The 17,288-nt window shown below is 40.4% G+C and carries 24 protein-coding genes; 21 read left to right on the forward strand and 3 right to left on the reverse strand.

Annotated features, from left to right (window positions below; all coding sequences use genetic code 11):
• Positions 1-8 precede the first annotated feature (8 nt).
• The 17 genes from KIV10_RS05485 to KIV10_RS05560 all read left to right on the forward strand — a co-directional run bounded on the left by KIV10_RS05485 (position 9) and on the right by KIV10_RS05560 (position 11,538).
• Positions 9-1,064 carry a nucleoid-associated protein gene (locus KIV10_RS05485; RefSeq protein WP_214112479.1) on the forward strand — a complete coding sequence of 352 codons (1,056 nt, stop codon included), beginning with the start codon at positions 9-11 and terminating at the stop codon, positions 1,062-1,064.
• Positions 1,064-1,198: a hypothetical protein gene (locus tag KIV10_RS13990; protein ID WP_262898406.1), complete on the forward strand. Its 135-nt coding sequence runs from the start codon at positions 1,064-1,066 to the stop codon at positions 1,196-1,198. Before KIV10_RS05485 ends, KIV10_RS13990 begins: the two co-directional genes overlap by 1 nt.
• 15 nt (positions 1,199-1,213) lie before the next feature.
• On the forward strand, positions 1,214-1,714 hold the full coding sequence (locus KIV10_RS05490; RefSeq protein WP_214112480.1) for a hypothetical protein: 501 nt from the start codon (positions 1,214-1,216) through the stop codon (positions 1,712-1,714).
• 23 nt (positions 1,715-1,737) lie between these two features.
• Positions 1,738-3,345, forward strand: a complete 1,608-nt coding sequence (locus KIV10_RS05495; protein WP_214112481.1) for a DNA cytosine methyltransferase — start codon at positions 1,738-1,740, stop codon at positions 3,343-3,345.
• A gap of 211 nt (positions 3,346-3,556) precedes the next feature.
• The gene (locus KIV10_RS05500) at positions 3,557-3,859 is read left to right on the forward strand and encodes a hypothetical protein (protein ID WP_214112482.1); all 303 of its coding nucleotides are present in this window, start codon (positions 3,557-3,559) and stop codon (positions 3,857-3,859) included.
• 55 nt (positions 3,860-3,914) lie between these two features.
• Positions 3,915-4,148 carry a hypothetical protein gene (locus tag KIV10_RS05505; RefSeq protein ID WP_214112483.1) on the forward strand — a complete coding sequence of 78 codons (234 nt, stop codon included), beginning with the start codon at positions 3,915-3,917 and terminating at the stop codon, positions 4,146-4,148.
• Positions 4,149-4,212: 64 nt separating this feature from the next.
• A complete protein-coding gene (locus KIV10_RS05510; RefSeq protein WP_214112484.1) occupies positions 4,213-4,488 on the forward strand; it encodes a hypothetical protein in 276 nt (91 codons plus the stop codon).
• A 57-nt stretch (positions 4,489-4,545) separates the two neighbouring features.
• Positions 4,546-5,355 carry a tyrosine-type recombinase/integrase gene (locus tag KIV10_RS05515; protein ID WP_214112485.1) on the forward strand — a complete coding sequence of 270 codons (810 nt, stop codon included), beginning with the start codon at positions 4,546-4,548 and terminating at the stop codon, positions 5,353-5,355.
• Positions 5,356-5,431: 76 nt separating this feature from the next.
• Positions 5,432-5,917, forward strand: a complete 486-nt coding sequence (locus KIV10_RS05520) for a hypothetical protein (protein WP_214112486.1) — start codon at positions 5,432-5,434, stop codon at positions 5,915-5,917.
• A 36-nt stretch (positions 5,918-5,953) separates the two neighbouring features.
• Complete coding sequence (locus tag KIV10_RS05525; protein ID WP_214112487.1) at positions 5,954-6,490, forward strand: hypothetical protein; 537 nt, start codon at positions 5,954-5,956, stop codon at positions 6,488-6,490.
• Positions 6,491-6,564: 74 nt separating this feature from the next.
• Complete coding sequence (locus KIV10_RS05530) at positions 6,565-7,719, forward strand: head maturation protease, ClpP-related (RefSeq protein WP_214112488.1); 1,155 nt, start codon at positions 6,565-6,567, stop codon at positions 7,717-7,719.
• Between the two features lie 2 nt (positions 7,720-7,721).
• Positions 7,722-8,762: a hypothetical protein gene (locus tag KIV10_RS05535; protein WP_214112489.1), complete on the forward strand. Its 1,041-nt coding sequence runs from the start codon at positions 7,722-7,724 to the stop codon at positions 8,760-8,762.
• Between the two features lie 10 nt (positions 8,763-8,772).
• Entirely contained in the window at positions 8,773-9,342 is a 570-nt protein-coding gene (locus KIV10_RS05540) for a hypothetical protein (RefSeq protein WP_214112490.1), read from the forward strand.
• A 4-nt stretch (positions 9,343-9,346) separates the two neighbouring features.
• Complete coding sequence (locus KIV10_RS05545; RefSeq protein WP_214112491.1) at positions 9,347-9,919, forward strand: hypothetical protein; 573 nt, start codon at positions 9,347-9,349, stop codon at positions 9,917-9,919.
• 3 nt (positions 9,920-9,922) lie between these two features.
• Positions 9,923-10,249 (forward strand): hypothetical protein, encoded by a 327-nt coding sequence (locus tag KIV10_RS05550; protein ID WP_214112492.1) that lies wholly within the window; start codon positions 9,923-9,925, stop codon positions 10,247-10,249.
• Between the two features lie 28 nt (positions 10,250-10,277).
• Positions 10,278-10,691, forward strand: a complete 414-nt coding sequence (locus KIV10_RS05555) for a hypothetical protein (RefSeq protein WP_214112493.1) — start codon at positions 10,278-10,280, stop codon at positions 10,689-10,691.
• Positions 10,692-10,782: 91 nt separating this feature from the next.
• On the forward strand, positions 10,783-11,538 hold the full coding sequence (locus KIV10_RS05560) for a hypothetical protein (RefSeq protein WP_214112494.1): 756 nt from the start codon (positions 10,783-10,785) through the stop codon (positions 11,536-11,538).
• Here KIV10_RS05560 and KIV10_RS05565 read toward each other — a convergent pair.
• The 3 genes from KIV10_RS05565 to KIV10_RS05575 all read right to left on the reverse strand — a co-directional run bounded on the left by KIV10_RS05565 (position 11,531) and on the right by KIV10_RS05575 (position 14,109).
• Entirely contained in the window at positions 11,531-11,839 is a 309-nt protein-coding gene (locus KIV10_RS05565; protein WP_214112495.1) for a hypothetical protein, read from the reverse strand. The two genes, KIV10_RS05560 and KIV10_RS05565, sit on opposite strands and share 8 nt — an antisense overlap.
• 163 nt (positions 11,840-12,002) lie before the next feature.
• Positions 12,003-13,526, reverse strand: coding sequence for a terminase large subunit domain-containing protein (locus KIV10_RS05570; RefSeq protein WP_214112496.1), 1,524 nt, complete (start codon positions 13,524-13,526; stop codon positions 12,003-12,005).
• Positions 13,507-14,109 (reverse strand): hypothetical protein, encoded by a 603-nt coding sequence (locus tag KIV10_RS05575; protein WP_214112497.1) that lies wholly within the window; start codon positions 14,107-14,109, stop codon positions 13,507-13,509. The genes KIV10_RS05570 and KIV10_RS05575 overlap by 20 nt, the downstream gene beginning before the upstream one ends.
• A gap of 137 nt (positions 14,110-14,246) precedes the next feature.
• Between KIV10_RS05575 and KIV10_RS05580 the strand changes: the two genes are divergently transcribed.
• The 4 genes from KIV10_RS05580 (at position 14,247) to KIV10_RS05595 (ending at position 17,202) form a co-directional block, all read left to right on the forward strand.
• The gene (locus KIV10_RS05580) at positions 14,247-14,597 is read left to right on the forward strand and encodes a hypothetical protein (RefSeq protein WP_214112498.1); all 351 of its coding nucleotides are present in this window, start codon (positions 14,247-14,249) and stop codon (positions 14,595-14,597) included.
• Positions 14,597-15,928 (forward strand): hypothetical protein, encoded by a 1,332-nt coding sequence (locus tag KIV10_RS05585; protein WP_214112499.1) that lies wholly within the window; start codon positions 14,597-14,599, stop codon positions 15,926-15,928. The genes KIV10_RS05580 and KIV10_RS05585 overlap by 1 nt, the downstream gene beginning before the upstream one ends.
• Before the next feature lie 47 nt (positions 15,929-15,975).
• Positions 15,976-16,194: a hypothetical protein gene (locus tag KIV10_RS05590; protein WP_214112500.1), complete on the forward strand. Its 219-nt coding sequence runs from the start codon at positions 15,976-15,978 to the stop codon at positions 16,192-16,194.
• A 66-nt stretch (positions 16,195-16,260) separates the two neighbouring features.
• Positions 16,261-17,202 carry a DUF6712 family protein gene (locus KIV10_RS05595; protein WP_214112501.1) on the forward strand — a complete coding sequence of 314 codons (942 nt, stop codon included), beginning with the start codon at positions 16,261-16,263 and terminating at the stop codon, positions 17,200-17,202.
• Positions 17,203-17,288: the final 86 nt, after the last annotated feature.

Consider the following 17,288-nt stretch of genomic DNA (forward strand, 5'->3'; position numbering starts at 1 on the left):
TTAAAACTATGATCAATTTATTTGCAACAACCATCGAAACCCTATTTATCCACAAAGTAGGCAACCGCTCCCGAAATGAGGAGTTATTCATCAGTAAGGAACCTTACAAAGTCAATGATGAGCTGCGGCCCATTTTAAAGGAATTTTTCTTCAAACCATTTCGCGAAAAAGCAGACCAGCTATTTAAGTTTTCGGAAGATTCAAAACTTCGAGAGGCATTATCGGAACCTGAAATAATCCGCGATGACTTATCCTTTATTGACGATAAAGCCATTTCCAAAGAAATCACCCAACTTTTATACGATTGTGGAAACCACCCGCACATCAAGAGTGGGGAAGTGTATATCGCTTTTCTTAAAAACATCCAGATGGAAGATAGAAGTTATGATGGCATCGGCATTTTCAAAAGTGAAATGAAGTACGATTTCATTGAATTTGAAAAAAAGGAAAACCACTTGGACGTAATTCTGAAGCAAGGGGTAAACCTCAATAAGTTGGATAAAGGAGCTATTATCATTAACGATATCGATGCAGGCCAGCGCAAAGTTCTACATTTTGATTCCAATAAATACGACACCAAATATTGGATCGATAATTTCCTTGGCTTGGAAGAACTGGAAGACAGCAGCTTCTACACCAAGAAATATCTAAAATTCTGCCAGGATTTTGGAAAGGATGTCGTGCTCCCGGCTACGGATAAAATGGAAGAAGTGGCTTTCATAAATAAAGCGGTAAACCACTTTGCAAAAAGTGATTTTTTCAGCGAAGATGAATTTCTGGCCGAAATGGATCTGGGCGAAGATTTGAACAATGAGTTTTCCCACTACAAAACCGAACGCGCAGGCAAATACCAACTGGATGGCATCACCGATTTCGATATTTCAAATGAAAGCGTTTCCGAAGCCAGAAAACGTATCAAGAGCGAGATTAGCCTAGATACTGGGATAACTATAAAGGTGGCAAAAGGTACGGTGAACAGCGCCAAGTATCTAGAAAAAGGTTGGGATGAAGAAAAGCAGATGTATTACTATCTGGCGTATTTCAACAAGGAAGATAAAAATTAATGAACATCACCCGCATTTTCTGCCGCCATAAAACAAAGCACATTAAAGTGCTTGGCGGCAGCGTAAATGTGGAAATACTTGCAGACCGTTGCGTGCGCTGCGGAAAGCTATTTAATAAACGCACTGAATATTAAAACTAACGCTTAAAAATGAAAAAAGACAATACTGATAAAATCTCAATCCTTTTTGTGCTAAATAAAAATTTTGCACATAAAGCGGAATATTATAGGCGAAAATATCAACGGGCCAGAAATCAGGATATCAGAGAAAATCATTATAAAAAGTATAGACTTTATAATGATTTATGCCAAAGATGCAGAGAGCTTTTTTCTTCTTTGGTATATCCGAAAAAATTTGGATGGGGAAGACATTTCTGGGAGTTCGATGCAAAAGAATACATTGAAAAACAGGCAAAATACAAACAGGCCAAGAAAGACAAATTTGAAACCGCCTACAGGATTCACCTTCATTTTTTTCAGAACTCCTTCAGTGCAGATTATGGCACTTACAATTGTGATCGTTGCAAAAGGCAATTTCACCACAGCCCTAGTGATGTTTATTTGGGAAGTAAAAAAAAATTTTCCCATTGTTGCGGACACTGTGTAAATACGCTCTTGGAAAGAAACGGACAGGAAACCATTTTTAATTAAAACTAACGCTTAAAAATCAATAGATGAAAGAATTTGTAATAGACCTTTTCTGCGGTGCCGGCGGCACGAGTACTGGTATCCACCTAGCAAACTGTGATACCACGGTAACAGCTTGCGTTAATCACGATGCCAAAGCCATCGAGAGCCACAGGCGCAATCACCCGTGGGCAAAGCATTTTATAGAAGATATCCGTAACCCGGAAGTAGTTTTTTTCCTGAAACTTCGCGTGGATGCGCTGCGCAAAATTTACCCAGATTGCATCATTACCATTTGGGCAAGTTTGGAGTGTACCAATTTTAGCAAAGCAAAAGGTGGGTTGCCACGTGATGCCGATAGTCGTACGCTTGCCAATCATTTGTTTATGTACTTGGATGTGCTTAATCCGGATTATTTAATGATTGAGAATGTAGAGGAATTTATGAGCTGGGGGCCTCTTGATGAAAAAGGTAAACCGGTTTCCAAGAAAAGAGGCGAAGATTATATAAAATGGGTGGATGCCGTAAAAAGCCGTGGCTTTGAGTTTGATTACCGTTTATTGAATGCGGCAGACTTTGGAGCCTACACTTCAAGAAAAAGATACTTTGCACAATTCGCAAAGAATGATCTGCCAATTCACTGGCCCCGACAAACGCACGCCAAACATCCAGAAAAAGAAAAAGCACCTTTTAAAAAATGGAAAGCGGTTAAGGAAGTTTTGAATTTTCAAGAAGAAGGAATTTCAATTTTCAACCGAAAAAAACCATTAGTAGAAAATACATTAAAGCGCATTTATGCTGGACTTTTAAAGTTTGTTGCAAATGGTGATGAAAGTTTTATTCAGAAAAACTTTAGCGGTCGGCCTTGGGGCAAAGTAGTTTCTGTGGAAGGTCCAGCGGGAACTATCTTAACAAACGGATCCAATCAAGCTTTGGTGGGTTGCAATTTTCTTTTGAAATATAATAGCATTAATGGAAAGACAGGAAAACATATACCACCATCAGTAAATGAACCGTGCCCAACAGTAGCTGTACAGGGAAGATTAGGATTGACAAATGTTTCATTTCTTCAAAGTTATTACGGAAATGGAGGCGCACATTCTGAAAATGAACCTTGCCCAACTGTTTCTACCAAAGATCGATTTGCAAGGGTTGAATATTTCATGATGAATTATTCGTCTGGCCAGAAGGTTAGATCAGTCGATTATCCTGCAGGAACTATTGTGGGAAACGATAAGCATAATCTTATCAATACATTTCTTTTTAACCCGCAATACAAAAACCCTGGCAATTCGGTAGAAAAACCGTGTCCGGCTATAATTGCCCGACAAGACAAAAAGCCACTTGGTTTGGTTATTTGTGATACGTCTGCAGAAAGTTTTGCGATTCCCATTTACGAAGATGATACCGAAACAATGGTGAAGATTAAGCAGTTTATGGCCGCCTACGGCATTGTGGATATAAAGATGCGGATGCTGATGGTGGAAGAGCTATTGCGCATTCAAGGATTTCCTAAAGGTTATGAACTGGTAGGAAACCAAACAGACAAGAAAAAGTTTATAGGCAATAGTGTAGAGGTTACAACCGCCAAGAAGTTGTTTGAAGCCCATCACGCGGCATTGGTAGAATATTTTGAACTTATAGAGGCCGTGTAATGAAAATCATTCTTCTCTTGATAGCCATCATTGCCATTGCCTATTTTCTGGCAGATCAATGTTTTGATGATGAAGATGATGATATAGACTGGAACGACAGTTATCACTAAGTGCAAGTTCTGCTTAGTTGGCTAATTAAGTAGAACGTTGAAGTATTGCCGATGGTGGGGCATAGTACCACCGAAGTTTAATTGAAAAACAAAAGTTTAATATGAATACAGAAGATAAATTGAAAAACGTCAGCCCCACTTTTGGCAATACAGTGTTATGCCCTGTACTTTCTCTTTCCGAATTACAAATCGGAGACGTGTGCCTTTTGCGCTCCAAACACCCAATGAATTTAGAAGGTGATTACATATTCAAAGGCGATTACAGCGTTATAAAAGTGGAAAAAACAGGCGCAAAATTTAGTCCACACAAAGTAACATTTAAACACGTTGATACAGGAAGAGAATACCGATTAATGAATACATCTGATGGTTACTACGAAGTTGTGTCCAAGTATAGGGCATAACGCCCGTGGGTATGGAGTCGGTTTTTTACGGATTTGAAACACTAATTTTAATATAATGACAACAGAAGAAAAAGAGCTTTGGGCTAAAGTAATAAACGATGCAAGGTGGTATGATGGAACCCCTCAAATGCTTGAACAATTAACCGAGCATTTTAATAAACAAGGAATAGTAGTAAAAAACTGCTCTATACCCGATGTTGTAGGGCGAAGCGAACAGTTGCCTTGCCCTGAATGTAGCGGTAATGGTGGTGGAGTAACAGATAATGGTTGGGAACAATGCGATTGTTAAAAGTAGCAAGGCAGTTGCCTACAACGTGCGTGGATATGGGTTGATTTAAAACCGATTTAAAGATATGAATAAGCAATTACAAACTGAATTAATAGAGATACTAGAATACTTCAAGAATGGACTTGAAGATATTGAAGCAGGTAGCGGAGAAAGACAACCAATGTCTGATAAGATTGATGACGCACTAGGTAAGGTTTTAAATTTACCTATATCTGGTGTTGTACAACAAAGTGAACTGTTTACTTGCAAATTAGAAGGAGGTAAATCTAAATGCGGATATGTAAGCAAAGATTATATGGCTTGCGTGCAACTTCGTAAATGTCCATTTGCAAGTATATAGTGTACAACTACCCGCTAAACACACCTTTTTAAAATACTAACGCTTAAAATTAATATTATGAGAAAAATAGACATCCAAGAATATGTGGATTATCTTCAGATGGCAAATAAAGCTAGTAAGACTATTGAGGTCTACACCCCTATTGTAGCCAGTTTTTTACAATACTGCAATCAAAAACCATCTGCGGTGTCCAAAAAGAATATAATCAAATTTATCCTGTTTAAAGAAGGAACCAGAACCAGAGAACAGCGAAAAGGAGCTATTTCCCATCTGTACAAAGGAGTGCTTAACGAAGCACATAAAATGAAAGGAATACCCAATCCCAAAAGAGAACAGTACATTCCAAATATTTTAAGTATGGATGAAGCCGCCAAGATTACAGAAAATATAGTCAATCTAAAACATCATTCACTAATAAATTTACAGTATTTTGGAGCCTTGCGCACCAGTGAGGTTTTGAATTTAAAAATTACGGACATCCGTAAAGATGGCGTTATCCATATACGGCAAAGCAAGGGGGCCAGAGACAGAATGGTGCCGTTGCCCCAGAATACTATAAAACTCCTCAGAAAATATTACTCAGCATACAAGCCCACAGAGTATCTGTTCAATGGTCAGGATAGTTTAAAATATTCCGCCGGAAGTATTCAGAAAATCGTAAAAGTGAATTGCTTAAGAAATGGAATCCATAGAAAAATACGTCCACACGACCTTAGACATAGCCGAGCAACACATTTACACATAAAAGGTGTAGGGATAAAATTCATTCAAGAACTTTTAGGCCACAAAAAAATAACCACAACAGAAATGTATTTGCACAGCAATACTGAAATTTTAAAAGAGCAAATTTTACAATACGATTATTAAAATCTATTTAATAAATAGCGATAACAGTTATTTTCCCACAGGATTTTTTAACTATATTTGAAAAATCCCTGTTAAAATGCCCCAAGATTATTCCATAACCCACAACATTCCTGTAGCAGATCACGTCTACAAATATTTAAAAACGCGCTGCGGCACAGACCATATTAAGGCTAGCCGTGCCACTTTTATGGGAAGTGTTATCCTTTCTCTTCTAGGAAGAAATCAAGACGTGCGCCCCCAAAAGAATGATTTCCGTAAAATCTTTAAAGTAGATATATCAGAAAGCTATTACGAGAAAAACGGTATGCACATAACTCCTGCCACCGCCCAGCTATTCAATGCCCAGATTGATAAGATGTTTCGGGAAGAGCTTTATGCGCACATGATCATTGTAAAATCCCTGGATAAAAAACTTTTCCTTAAAAGTATGCGCACGTTGCTGGATGTTTACCAGATAGATGAGGAAGATATAAAAATGGATACTTTGTACCGGGATTTCAAAAGAAAAAAAGATCAGTTGGAAAACAACTTAAACCTTACATCAACTTCGGGGACAATTTGAGAAGTTTCACAATTTGTCCCTTTTATTTTCGCAATTATGATAACAGACCTTTGTAACATCCACACAGATTTTAATTACGACACTTTTGCAAAAATCCGGATAATTGAAATTTCCCAGATACCCGCCTTCAGCGATCTGCATTTAAATACCGATATACTTTTTATTCTGAATAATCTTCCGGAGACGGTGCAGGCAATGGATATACCGTTATTGCCAGAAAAATTCAGTGTGCGCAATGATACTAAGTTGAAAAACTCAAATAAAATTTACGATACCAAAATCTCATTCCCATTACTCCCAATGGATCGAGCCATCAAAGATTTGCTGGAAACCTATAACAATAAATTGGTAATTGCCTTATTGATAAAACAGCACGCGCAGCATCTTTACGGTACTCAGGCATTTCCTTTGCTTTTTACCTATGATGAACTGCACGCAAACAATCCCGCAGGCATTAAAGGGTATCAGATAGAAATGGGCGGCTCCGGTTATGGAGCTGCAAAATACTTCACGGTAAACAATATTATGCCAGACATCCCACACCTCGCATTTACCTTGGCTGGAACATTATAACGGTGTCCTTTTTATAAATTCCCAACCGAAATAATATTGTACTTCGAGAAAAAGTAACCCGAAGCACAGTATTAATGAGCAAAGAACCCCAACCCTATTTTAAGGTTGTAAAAAACGAAGCTGCCCGCGAGGCCACCATTTATATCTATGGAGTAATTGGTGGTTTTGATTGGGATACTTTTGAGTATATAAATACTGCGGATAAATTTCGTGAAGAGTTTAAGGCGGTTGAAAATATTGCCGATACCATCCACGTACGCATCAATTCTCCCGGCGGTTACATTTTTGAAGGCCAAGCAATCCACAACCTTCTGTATGCTTCAGAAAAAAACATCATTACTTACAATGATGGACTTTGCGCATCAATGGCATCATTGATCCTTTTATCTGGAGACACGATCAAGAGTTTCAAGAATTCCACTTTTATGGTCCACAACACCAGCTCCATTTATTATGGCAATAAAATGGAAGTTGAAGAGCAATTGAAAGCTGCTGAAGTTTTTGATAGATCGCTTGGAACCATTCTGGAAGAAAAATTGGGAATCACTGCCGCTGAAGTTGCTGAAAAATATCTGAACTATAAAGATAACTGGTTCACGGCCGCTGAATCTTTAGAAGAAGGCTTTTATGATGAGTTGATTGAGAAGAAAGCCAAAAACGTTCCAAAGAATGTAAAGAACATGAGCCAAGAGCAAATGTTCCGCAAATATGCCGCGATGGCTTTTTCCTATCCTACCGAAAATCAAAACCCAAATAATACAATGAGCAAACCTAACAGTTACCCACAACTGCAGGCCGCGCTTGGTCTTGAAACTCCATTGGCCACAAATGACAATGGTAGCTTCCTTAACGAAGACCAAAAAGCGACCATCGAAAATACATTGGCGCAAAATGCCACTGCATTAAAAAATGCCACCGATGCGCAAGCAACTGCAGAAGCAAATCTAGCAAAAGCCATTACGGACCACGCTACGGCATTGCAATCTGAAAAAGATGCATCCGTTGCCGCCGTAAATGCATTAAAAGCTGCTGCCACGCTAGCAGGTGTTGAAAACCTTGCAGAAAATGCAGATGCTACAGCTATTGCAACCGCCCTGAATGCACAAATTAACGTGCTTAACGGCAAACCTGGTGCAAGCCACACAGGTGCCGGCGCAGAAGAACCTACAAATTCCGCCCACGGGTATTTGAATTTCAATAACTCAATCTACAATCAAATTAAAAAATAACCATGGCAAACGAAACCATTCTTATTGATGATGTTCAAAAGGAGTTAAACACTTACTTGGCGAACAATCCAAAGCTTATTTCCGCTTCAATGAACCGCGCGGAAATTACTTTGGACAAACACACCAAGCCCATTACCAAAATAAAGGGAGCCTACCCACAGGCGCATACCTTGCTTACCAACGTAGTGCAGGGCTTTAAGCCTGAATGGAACGAGTTGGGAAAAGCCCAAATCGCACATAAAATCCTTAAAGATTACCACCAAAAGGTAAACTTTCCGCTGATTCCCGCAGAAATCCTACATAGCTATTTCGCAGATCTGTATGCTGAGGACAAGGATATGAAGGATATGCCTATTTCAAAGTATATCATTGAAAACGAATTGATACCCAAAACCATTGAAAATATGGATTGGCTTTCAATCAACGGTGTTTATGACCCATTGAAACTAGAAGAATTCGGTTTTTCAATGAACGGAATCGACATCATCCTTCAGAATATGTTAGGTGCAGATGTGGCAGCTGCCAACCCCGCAGACTCGCACACGGCATTCAAAATTCCTATGAATGCGCTTACTGACACAAATATGGTGGCGCAGGTCACAACTTTTGAGCGTAAGTTGCCTACCAAGTTCAAGAAAAAAGGCATCATCAAAAAAATCTTTATGTCCGAGAATAACGTGGAGCGTTATCAATTGGATTACGAAGATAAATTTGGCGAAAGTAAATTCAATAATGACGTAATGAAAACCCGATTGGGCAAACGTGAAATCGTTGGATTGCCAGGATGGGATAGCGATCTAATCTTCGCCACCACGGAAAACAACTTCCGTAGATTGATTGATGTATTCGATGAGCCAAAAGTAACCGATATCCAGAAGCAAGATTATAAATTGAAAATCTTTATGGAATTCTGGAAAGGGTATGACTTCTTGATCAATGAAATGGTTTTCATTTCAAACTATGAAGACGCCACGTACGGACTTGGATCCGCAGACCGCAATCAATCTTATTTTGATATTGAAGGCGTAACCGTAGAACCATAAAACTAGTTAAATGAACAAAGAACAGTTAACTGCGCGTTGTGAAGAGCTTGGAATAGATGTCCAGGCTCTCAACGATGCCGCAGAAGGAAAATTGGCAACCAATGCACAGCTGAAGGATGCTATTGAAGCAGCAGAGAAAAAATTGGAATCATCGGAATCTGAAAACAAAGCTGCAGACCAGAAAGTGGTTACGGAAGCATTAAAAAATGAATCCGCTGACGATTTGATTGCTTCAAATGCAATTGATAGCGTTAAAGACGCCGCCGCCCAGAAAATACGCATCTCACTTAATCAAACAGCCAAAGACCTTGGTCTTGATTACGCTAGCTTACAGACCATCGAAGAGCTTCAGGAAGCAATCGATGCAGAAGTAAAGCGCCGTGATGCCGATTCTGAAAAATCAAAAAAGCCTAAAGTCTATAAAGACAAACAAGGCCGTGAATGGTACTTTAAACCAAACGCCCCTAAAAAAATAAATATCGATGGGCGTTCTATGACGCAGGATGAAATCCTTCAGAGCGAAGATATTATTTCAGAGCTCGCGTTTGGCAACAGTTCATTTTTAACCCAAAAATACTAAGACCATGGCAGAATGTGTTGATCCCATTCCATTAGAAAACCTTGACTTTTGCCCTACTATTGAAGTAGCAGCTGGAGTAAGTGAAACAGGCGTGTACGGTGCCGCTGTTTCAGATTTTGAAACTATTGTCGCCCCGCCAAATATTGCGGACGGTACAGACTTGGATAGCATCGGTACCATTGCAACGGCGCACACCTTCAAAGAAGGTCGCGGTTTTCACAAAATTTACATCAATCCAGATACAGGATTGATTGAAAGCACGCACGCTGGTGAAAAAGGAAATCTTTCAATTGGTAATTCATTGACTGGAGCTCTTCCGGGAACTGGACCAAAAGTGGTAGGTTATGTGCGCAAGTACAAGAATATGCCTATGATTTTTATCGTGAAGGAAAAAGATGGTGCAGTTCGCCAATTGGGAAGCGCTTTATCTCCAGCATATATGTCTGAGATTACAGCTACCAGCGGACAAAAAGCTGGTGATCCAAAAACAACCACAATCAAGATAACGGATACCCTTGCATATATGGCTCCGCACTACGCAGCAACCATTGAGGAGTTTCCAGTTCCAGCACCCTAATCCGTGAGCAAACCGTTCAACATAAAGCCTGGTAATTACGACATCCCAAATATTGGGAAGGTCAATGCCTTTCAGCCTGTAAGTGATGAGAAATTACTTGCCATTTACAGGCTAAAACGAGGCGTGTTCCCGTGGATATCTACCAATGAAAACACGCTTCCTTTTCTGAAAAAGCAAAAATTACTGGTAAAGGATGTTGCAAAATTGGTACAAAATGCCCAGACAACTGATGAAGTTAAAATGCTTCTGCAGTTGACGGACAGCCCAAACGTTGAAAGAATTGCCGAGACAAAATTAAAAGGCTTTGAAGAAAACAAACCTAACGCTTAATGATTAGCTAAACCAAAAAACCAAACAAATGAAAAACTTTATGAAAGCGAAAGCTGGGATTTTTCTGATTGCGATTCTGATGATAGCATTCACGGGATTCGGTGCTACTACAGCCGACCCGATCCAAAATTCGAAAGACCAGGTTGCCGTGGAACGCCACGCTGATATGGTAAGTGTAGTAGCTGCAAAAGCAGTGCAAATTCAAGTAATGGTTCTTTCAATTGGAAGTACCGACAGCGTTAACGATGTCGCTTTAAAAACATCTGGAACCAAAGCCCATTATTCAAGCCCTAACCCCCTGAAGATATTATACTATCAAGATGGTTATGATAGGCACGGTACAGGATTTATTCATAATATAAACAAACCCCCTTCTAATTCTAATTGTTCTAATAGTAATGATAGTATTAGACGGCATGCGGACCCCGGTTCTCTCTCTTAAATTAGTTTGACTTAGCCAAAAACCACCCCTGCAATTCGGGGTGGTTTTTTTATGTCCTTTTGCCATTAATAAGAAAAAATGATATTCGCTTATGGAAATAATAGATTGGTTTAAAAATCAAGACTACAGAATAGGTGTATCGCTCTACGCGGCGCATCCATCAGCCAAGAACAGAATATTACGAGTGCTGGAGCAAGGAAAAAGCGACCGGAATATGGCTACGCTTATCCGTGAGCTTCGCATGATAAAAAACGAATGCCCAGCACCGGAAAAACCAAAAACGATTCCTCCACCGCCCAAACCCGCCCCAAGAGTGGAAAATATTGGGCAACAAGAATCAGAACGCGCACATTTAAAGGAATTGGCTGCCAAAAGTTACTTCCAAAAAATAAGATACGGCGAACTTCCACCAGAATTAAAGGAGCGTTTCCGAAAGGCCAAGGATCTATTCTACGATATGTGTGATCTGAAATTTCAATTGAACGATCTTCCAGACGAAAAAGAAAACGAGGCATTGTCATTAATGCTTCAAATAGAGGAATTGGATGAGCAGAAAGACACAATTTGGAAAGAACTGGAGCATTGGCAGCTTTACAAGACAAAACTGCCCGTAAAAGCCTCTGAGGACTTTTCAAAACTTGAACCCTTGGAGCTGGACCGCAAGCGCCGGAATTTGAAAAGCCAGATTTCAAAAAAGAAAAAAAGAATTTCGAAATGGCAAGCTGCCGCCGAAAAGGAAACCGATAAAATTGAACACCGAAAAATATTACAACAGATAAACCGAACCGAAAAATCATTGCACCAGGACGAAATAAACCTGCGTAAAATTCAGGATCTGCTTAATTGATTGGCTGGAGGAAATAGGCAAATCCTTTCCATCCTTCAAATACCACGACTGTTTCTCCTTCTTCATTTTTTTTAGTCACAGGCTCACTTTCAAAGTAAAAACTTTTGAAACCTAATTCAGTTAACGCTTCGTAAACTTCGCTTTCGACTACCCAATCACGAGGTAATATAGACACCAACATTGAGTGAATTGATGATAAAGATTTTTTTAAAGTTTCTTCGTTTTCGTGCGCCTCTGAAAGCACTGGCTCAAAGTTGTTTTTAAGGAAATTCCGGATTTCTTCGCTATAATCTATTTTCATTCTCAAAAATATTTAGTTAATATTCTGTTATTCAATTTTTTAACATTTGGAATCGTAAAAGATTTTTTCAAATTCTCGCCCTGTTAAACCGCCGTGACCTATAACGATATGACTTTTGCCACCCCATTTTTCAGCGAAATATGAAACGGGGTCTGGCCTTGGGCTAAAAAGTTGATATTGGTAGGTCTTCTTGCTTTACGGAACTGCCATTGAATTGATCCCAGAACATTGCAAAGAATGGATAGTCAAAGGTGTCACTAAGGTGTGTGGCGTGCTCCTGCTCCACTCCCTTACGTTGCTCTGGCCGTTTATCTTTCTCTAGGCCACGTCCACGATCATAAGCCTCGGCATGCTCCATTGATATAATAAGGTTTGGGCAGTTCGCTTTATTGATACGAATCTTCGGCAAATTCTTTTTGCCGTCATATTTAAGTGCTGAGTTGATAAGTCTAAACTTCAAAACATAATCTGGATTTGCACCGGTGGTCATCAGATACACGTTCCATCCCAGCTTTTGCAGTAACTCCTTAGCTTGCTCGGCAAAGGTTAGCTTTGAGTTGGCTATTCTGTTGTTACCGGTACGGTCATAGTACATATATAGGTCCCTGCACGTGTGGGTGCGATAGTATGGCGCAAACTGCTCAATAAATAGATCATCAAGTATCTTCGGGCTCTTCACAAAGAATTCTTTTAACACAAACCAAGTATCGTCCTGCAATTGATGTACAGTCATAGCATTTATGTTTGCACCCCAATCCACTGAAATAATCAAAGGATCACTCTTTATAACATCACTATCCTGCTTGCTATTGAATACATTCCCACTCAAATCAGTAAGAGGAATCCCTTCCAGATAATCATTGTCAAAGTTGGTATAATAATGGTCCTCGGTAAGTTGTGGGTAAAAGCCGTCTGCTATTTCCTTGGGACGGATGTTCAGCATCTCGGCATTGTACACCAATTCGCTGCTGTAGCTATCTTTCATATATTCGAAGTAATCCGCCCGCACATTATCAAGATTCCAATGAGCAGTAGCAGAATGAAAGAAAATATCCTCTGGCTTCCGCTTTGCTAATTCCTCACCCTTTAAAAACCACGCCCCTTTCTTGGTAAGTGGTGTAGAACTCACATAAGTTTCTGAAAGCAAATAAGGATTATCACCGTGAATGGCGCTCTTGGCAATCGCCCGGTTCGTGTTCTTTACGTTAATCGCCAGCTTTTCATCATCCAACAAAGCAGCTTCATCTGCCAATATTCCAGAAGAATTAATACCACGACCCCCATTACTACTATTAGGGTTATCCAAGCCAACCAATTGAAATACCGTACCATTACTAAAATGAATAATATTATTCCAATTATTCGGCTTCTCATACGGCATTTTATACCCTAGCCTACGGCCTTGGCTACTGCCCACCACATAATCAATATCCTCATAAATCCCGAAAAATTCCAGCGCCTTTTTGGTAGATTTAAGTGTGTTACTGAGTACCTGCGCATACGTACACCCCACCAAGATAAAAGTGGCGCGGGGCATATATTTTGCCATCATCAACATAAAATAGGCGAGAATGGTACTCTTACCAGTTCCACGTCCCCATTCCAGATATTTAATTTTCTGGGTAGCGGTAATAGCAACAATCTGGGCGAGATTGAGCGTTATTTTCCTATTCCTGCTCGTCCTCATCTTTATTTTTCAATTCCTCAAAATCAATATCTATGGTATCGCGAACATTCATATTTACAACCCCACCCTGCGCGTGTATCATCTTAATAAGCCGCGCCTGCTTGTTGCTGATTATAATATCATAATTTTGGCTTGCAATCTTATCCAGATCAATAGGGCTATCCTCCTTATCCAACCCAAGCAACTTATCAATTGCCTGGTCAAATTTGTACACCATTTCCATATTCTTTTCCTTCAAAGCAATCTGCAAATACTTGTGTTTGCGCTCAATTTGTATGTACCGCCACGCTTCCTTATCAAACCGCTTAAAACTGCCAAATAGCATTTCCGTACGCTTCACATCGCGGTATGCCGTGGCCTTGCTCACGCCAAAAACAGCTACAAGCTTCTTCACGGCATCCTCTTGGCTGCGAAATTCCAGCATCATCTGGAAAGCCGCTTCCCAGCGTTTTTTTAGTTCTATTTCAAAAGGGGAAAGAAGCGCCAGTTTCTGTTCTTCCGTGCGCTTATCATCTAGGTAAAAGGCCAGCACATTCTCAAAATGCGTATCGCGCCCTTCAGTAGCCAAACTAACTTCACTCAAAATCGTTCATTTTCCATCAAAATTGCACCATTCACAAACCCCAAAAAAGGACACACAAACCAGCAACTAGCAACTAGCAACCAGCAACCAAAATCCGTGTCCTTTTTTAGAAATCCAAACAGCCTCAAATTCGCTCTATGCAGCAAACCGTATATCTAAATGATGTCCTAGAAGAAATGCGCACCCCAAATAAAGAAGGCCGTGCCATTAAGTTCAATATGTCCGTGCGTAGCCTTAATAAAAACAGCAAAACGGGCGGCAAGATGTACCATTATGAAAATGCCAAGCTGGTAATGGAGGAAACGCCTTTGGATCCACTTGGCATCAAAGCGTTGCAGATGCTTCCTTCAGAAAAAAGGGAAACCTTCAAAAAAAGCCCCAATCACTTTAAAAACAAGACCCGAAACATCCGCTTGGAAGATGGAAGCATCAAGAAAATCCACATCAAGCACATCATCCGTTTCAATGGAAAAACCGTAATCTACTAATGGCAACACAGCATTCACAGCACTTATATTTTGGCAAGGGCGGCACCACCGCAGTACATTTTTCTGATAGCAAGGAAAGCCACACAGTCATAAAGCCAGAGGAAAAAGGAAATAATAAAATAGCATTATGGGGCGATGACAACCGTTATCCCCAAAACTTCTTGGAAACCCTACGCAAAAATGGGGCAGGTGGAACAAGTTACCGCCTCATGAAGGCCGCTCACTACGGCCAGGGTTTCCGACTGAATAGAACAGACCAGACCGATGACGGCAAGGAAGACAAAAGCGTGGTGCCGCTTTCCAGCCAACCAGACATCCTGCATTTTTTCAACCGGAGCAAGATGCCACGCGTTTGGACTGAAGTAATAAATAACTTGGAAACGTGGAATATCGCGTTTCCGGAATACATTCTCAGCAACGATTTCAGCAAGGTGGTTTCGCTTCGCAACCAGCCAACCGCCAAAATGCGCTATGAGCTGATTAACCCAAAAACGGGTCTGATCGAAAACGCCTATTTCTGCCATAATTGGCAATCCGGAACAGACGTAAAAAGCGAATACGTACAGAAAATTCCCGTGGTAGATATATACGCTTCCGCGGAAGAAATTAAGGAATACTGCAAGAAAAATAAGTTCCACAAATTCGTGATGCCAATATTTTATCCAATGCTGGATGAAATCTACTATCCGGAAGCAGACCACCATTCCGTGTATAAAAATGGGTGGATGGAAGTGGTAAACAACATTCCGGACTTCAAAAAATCGTATGCCAAAAACCAGTTGAACATCAAATTTATGGTGTACATCAGTGATGAATATTTTGTGAAGACCTATGGCGACGACTGGCAAAAATATACCCTCGATAAGAAAAAGGAAATCCGCCAAGCCCTTTCCGATGCTATAGACAACCATCTTTCCGGCAATGCCAATGCGGGCAAATCCATACAGACCACCGTATTTAAGGACCGCGAAGGAAAATGGGTAAAAGGAATTGAAGTAGTGCCGCTGGAAACCAAAACCAATAGCGATGGTACAATGCTTTTAGATGCCAGTGGTGGTAATGCCGAAATTATGGGTGCCATTGGTGCAGACCCGGTTTTGATGGGCGTAGGCATACCCGGCAACAAGCTAAACGGCAACGGCGGCAGCAACAAGCGCGAAGCATTGAGCATTTTAAATGCCCTAATGAAAACCAAGCGCGAAACCACCTTGGAAATATGGCGCACCCTACGCGATTACAATGGTTGGGATGCCACTTTGGAAGGCGATTTTGCCGTAACCGAATTAACAACCCTGGACAAAAACCCAACCGGAACTGAAAATAAATTTTAATGTCAGGTCGAGCGCAGTCGAGACCTAAATAAACCTATAAGTTGATTATGAAGAAATACATTATATACATAGCAGACGCCTACTTCATAGAAAAATACGGCATCGAATGGGCAGGATTTACTTCTGCCCAAAGAAAGGAAAAACGAAAAGAAGCTGCCGATGAAATAGACAAGGCGATCCAAGAAGGAAAGGAAATAAATGACACTAAAGGATATATTGAAATAGAAGAAGTAGCTATCAACCAACAACCATCAACCAACAACTAAGCAATGGCTATATAGAAATTGAAGAATTGTCTAAAAATCCAACAATCTAAAAATCAAACAATCCAAATGTCCACATTATTAAACGATTTAGCCACCTTCAAAAAGCACGTAACAATCAACTTCGATTTTGATTTTGATCTCGTATTACCATACATCAAAAAAGCCGAGCGCAAGCACATCAAGCCCGTAACCGGCCGAGGAATGTATGAAGATTACACCGAAACCCCACCCGATGCGGGCAAGCCTTTGGAGGTATTGGAGTTGCTGCAGGAAGCATCTAGCAACCTCGCAATGCTCGCCTACACCTTTGTGGGCATCATTCAAGTATCAGATAATGGCTTTCACATCAGCCAAAACCAAAACAGCACCCCTGCAGATTGGTGGCAAATTAAGGATTTGCGCCGTTCATTGTTAAATACCGGCAATGAAGCAATTGATGAAGCTTTGGCAATAATGGAAGCCAACCCAAATGATTTCGCAGATTGGGTAGAAGAAGACGGCTACACCGTTTTCCGTGAATTTTATGTGCGCAAAACGCAAGATTTCCAAAAATATTTCAATATTGAAAACAGTCGCCAAACCTTCTTAAAGTTAAAACCACACCTGCGCAAGGTAGAACAGCAATTCTTTAATGAAGTATTGGGCGAGGCTACTACAATACAAATAAAAGCCGAAGCAAACGAAGAAGCCAAAAAGGCATTGTATTTGGCACAAGCCGCACAGGTGGCGCTTACCATTGCCAGCATTACCAATGAAGGCATTTTTGAATTTACACCACAAGGGCTATTTGTGGCCACATCAGAAGTTCCGGGCGAAAAAAAGAACAGCCTTCCAGATGCGGCAATCGATCATTTAAGCCGGGTAAAGAATGAAGAAGGCAATGCCTATTTACGCAAACTGATCGCGCACCTTACCGCATTCCCGCAAACATTCATTGCCTACCATTTACGCGAGGCCAAACCCACCCCAAGCCCAGCCTACAACACAAAAAGTACATTAAGCCTTTAAAACCAACAACCATCAACTATCAACCATCAACCATCAACCATCAACCAAAAGAATGTCCTTTTTTAAAAACCACAACTAACGGAAAT

Source organism: Aequorivita echinoideorum, from assembly GCF_018476645.1.
In the GTDB taxonomy this organism is placed as follows: Bacteria; Bacteroidota; Bacteroidia; order Flavobacteriales; family Flavobacteriaceae; genus Aequorivita; species Aequorivita echinoideorum.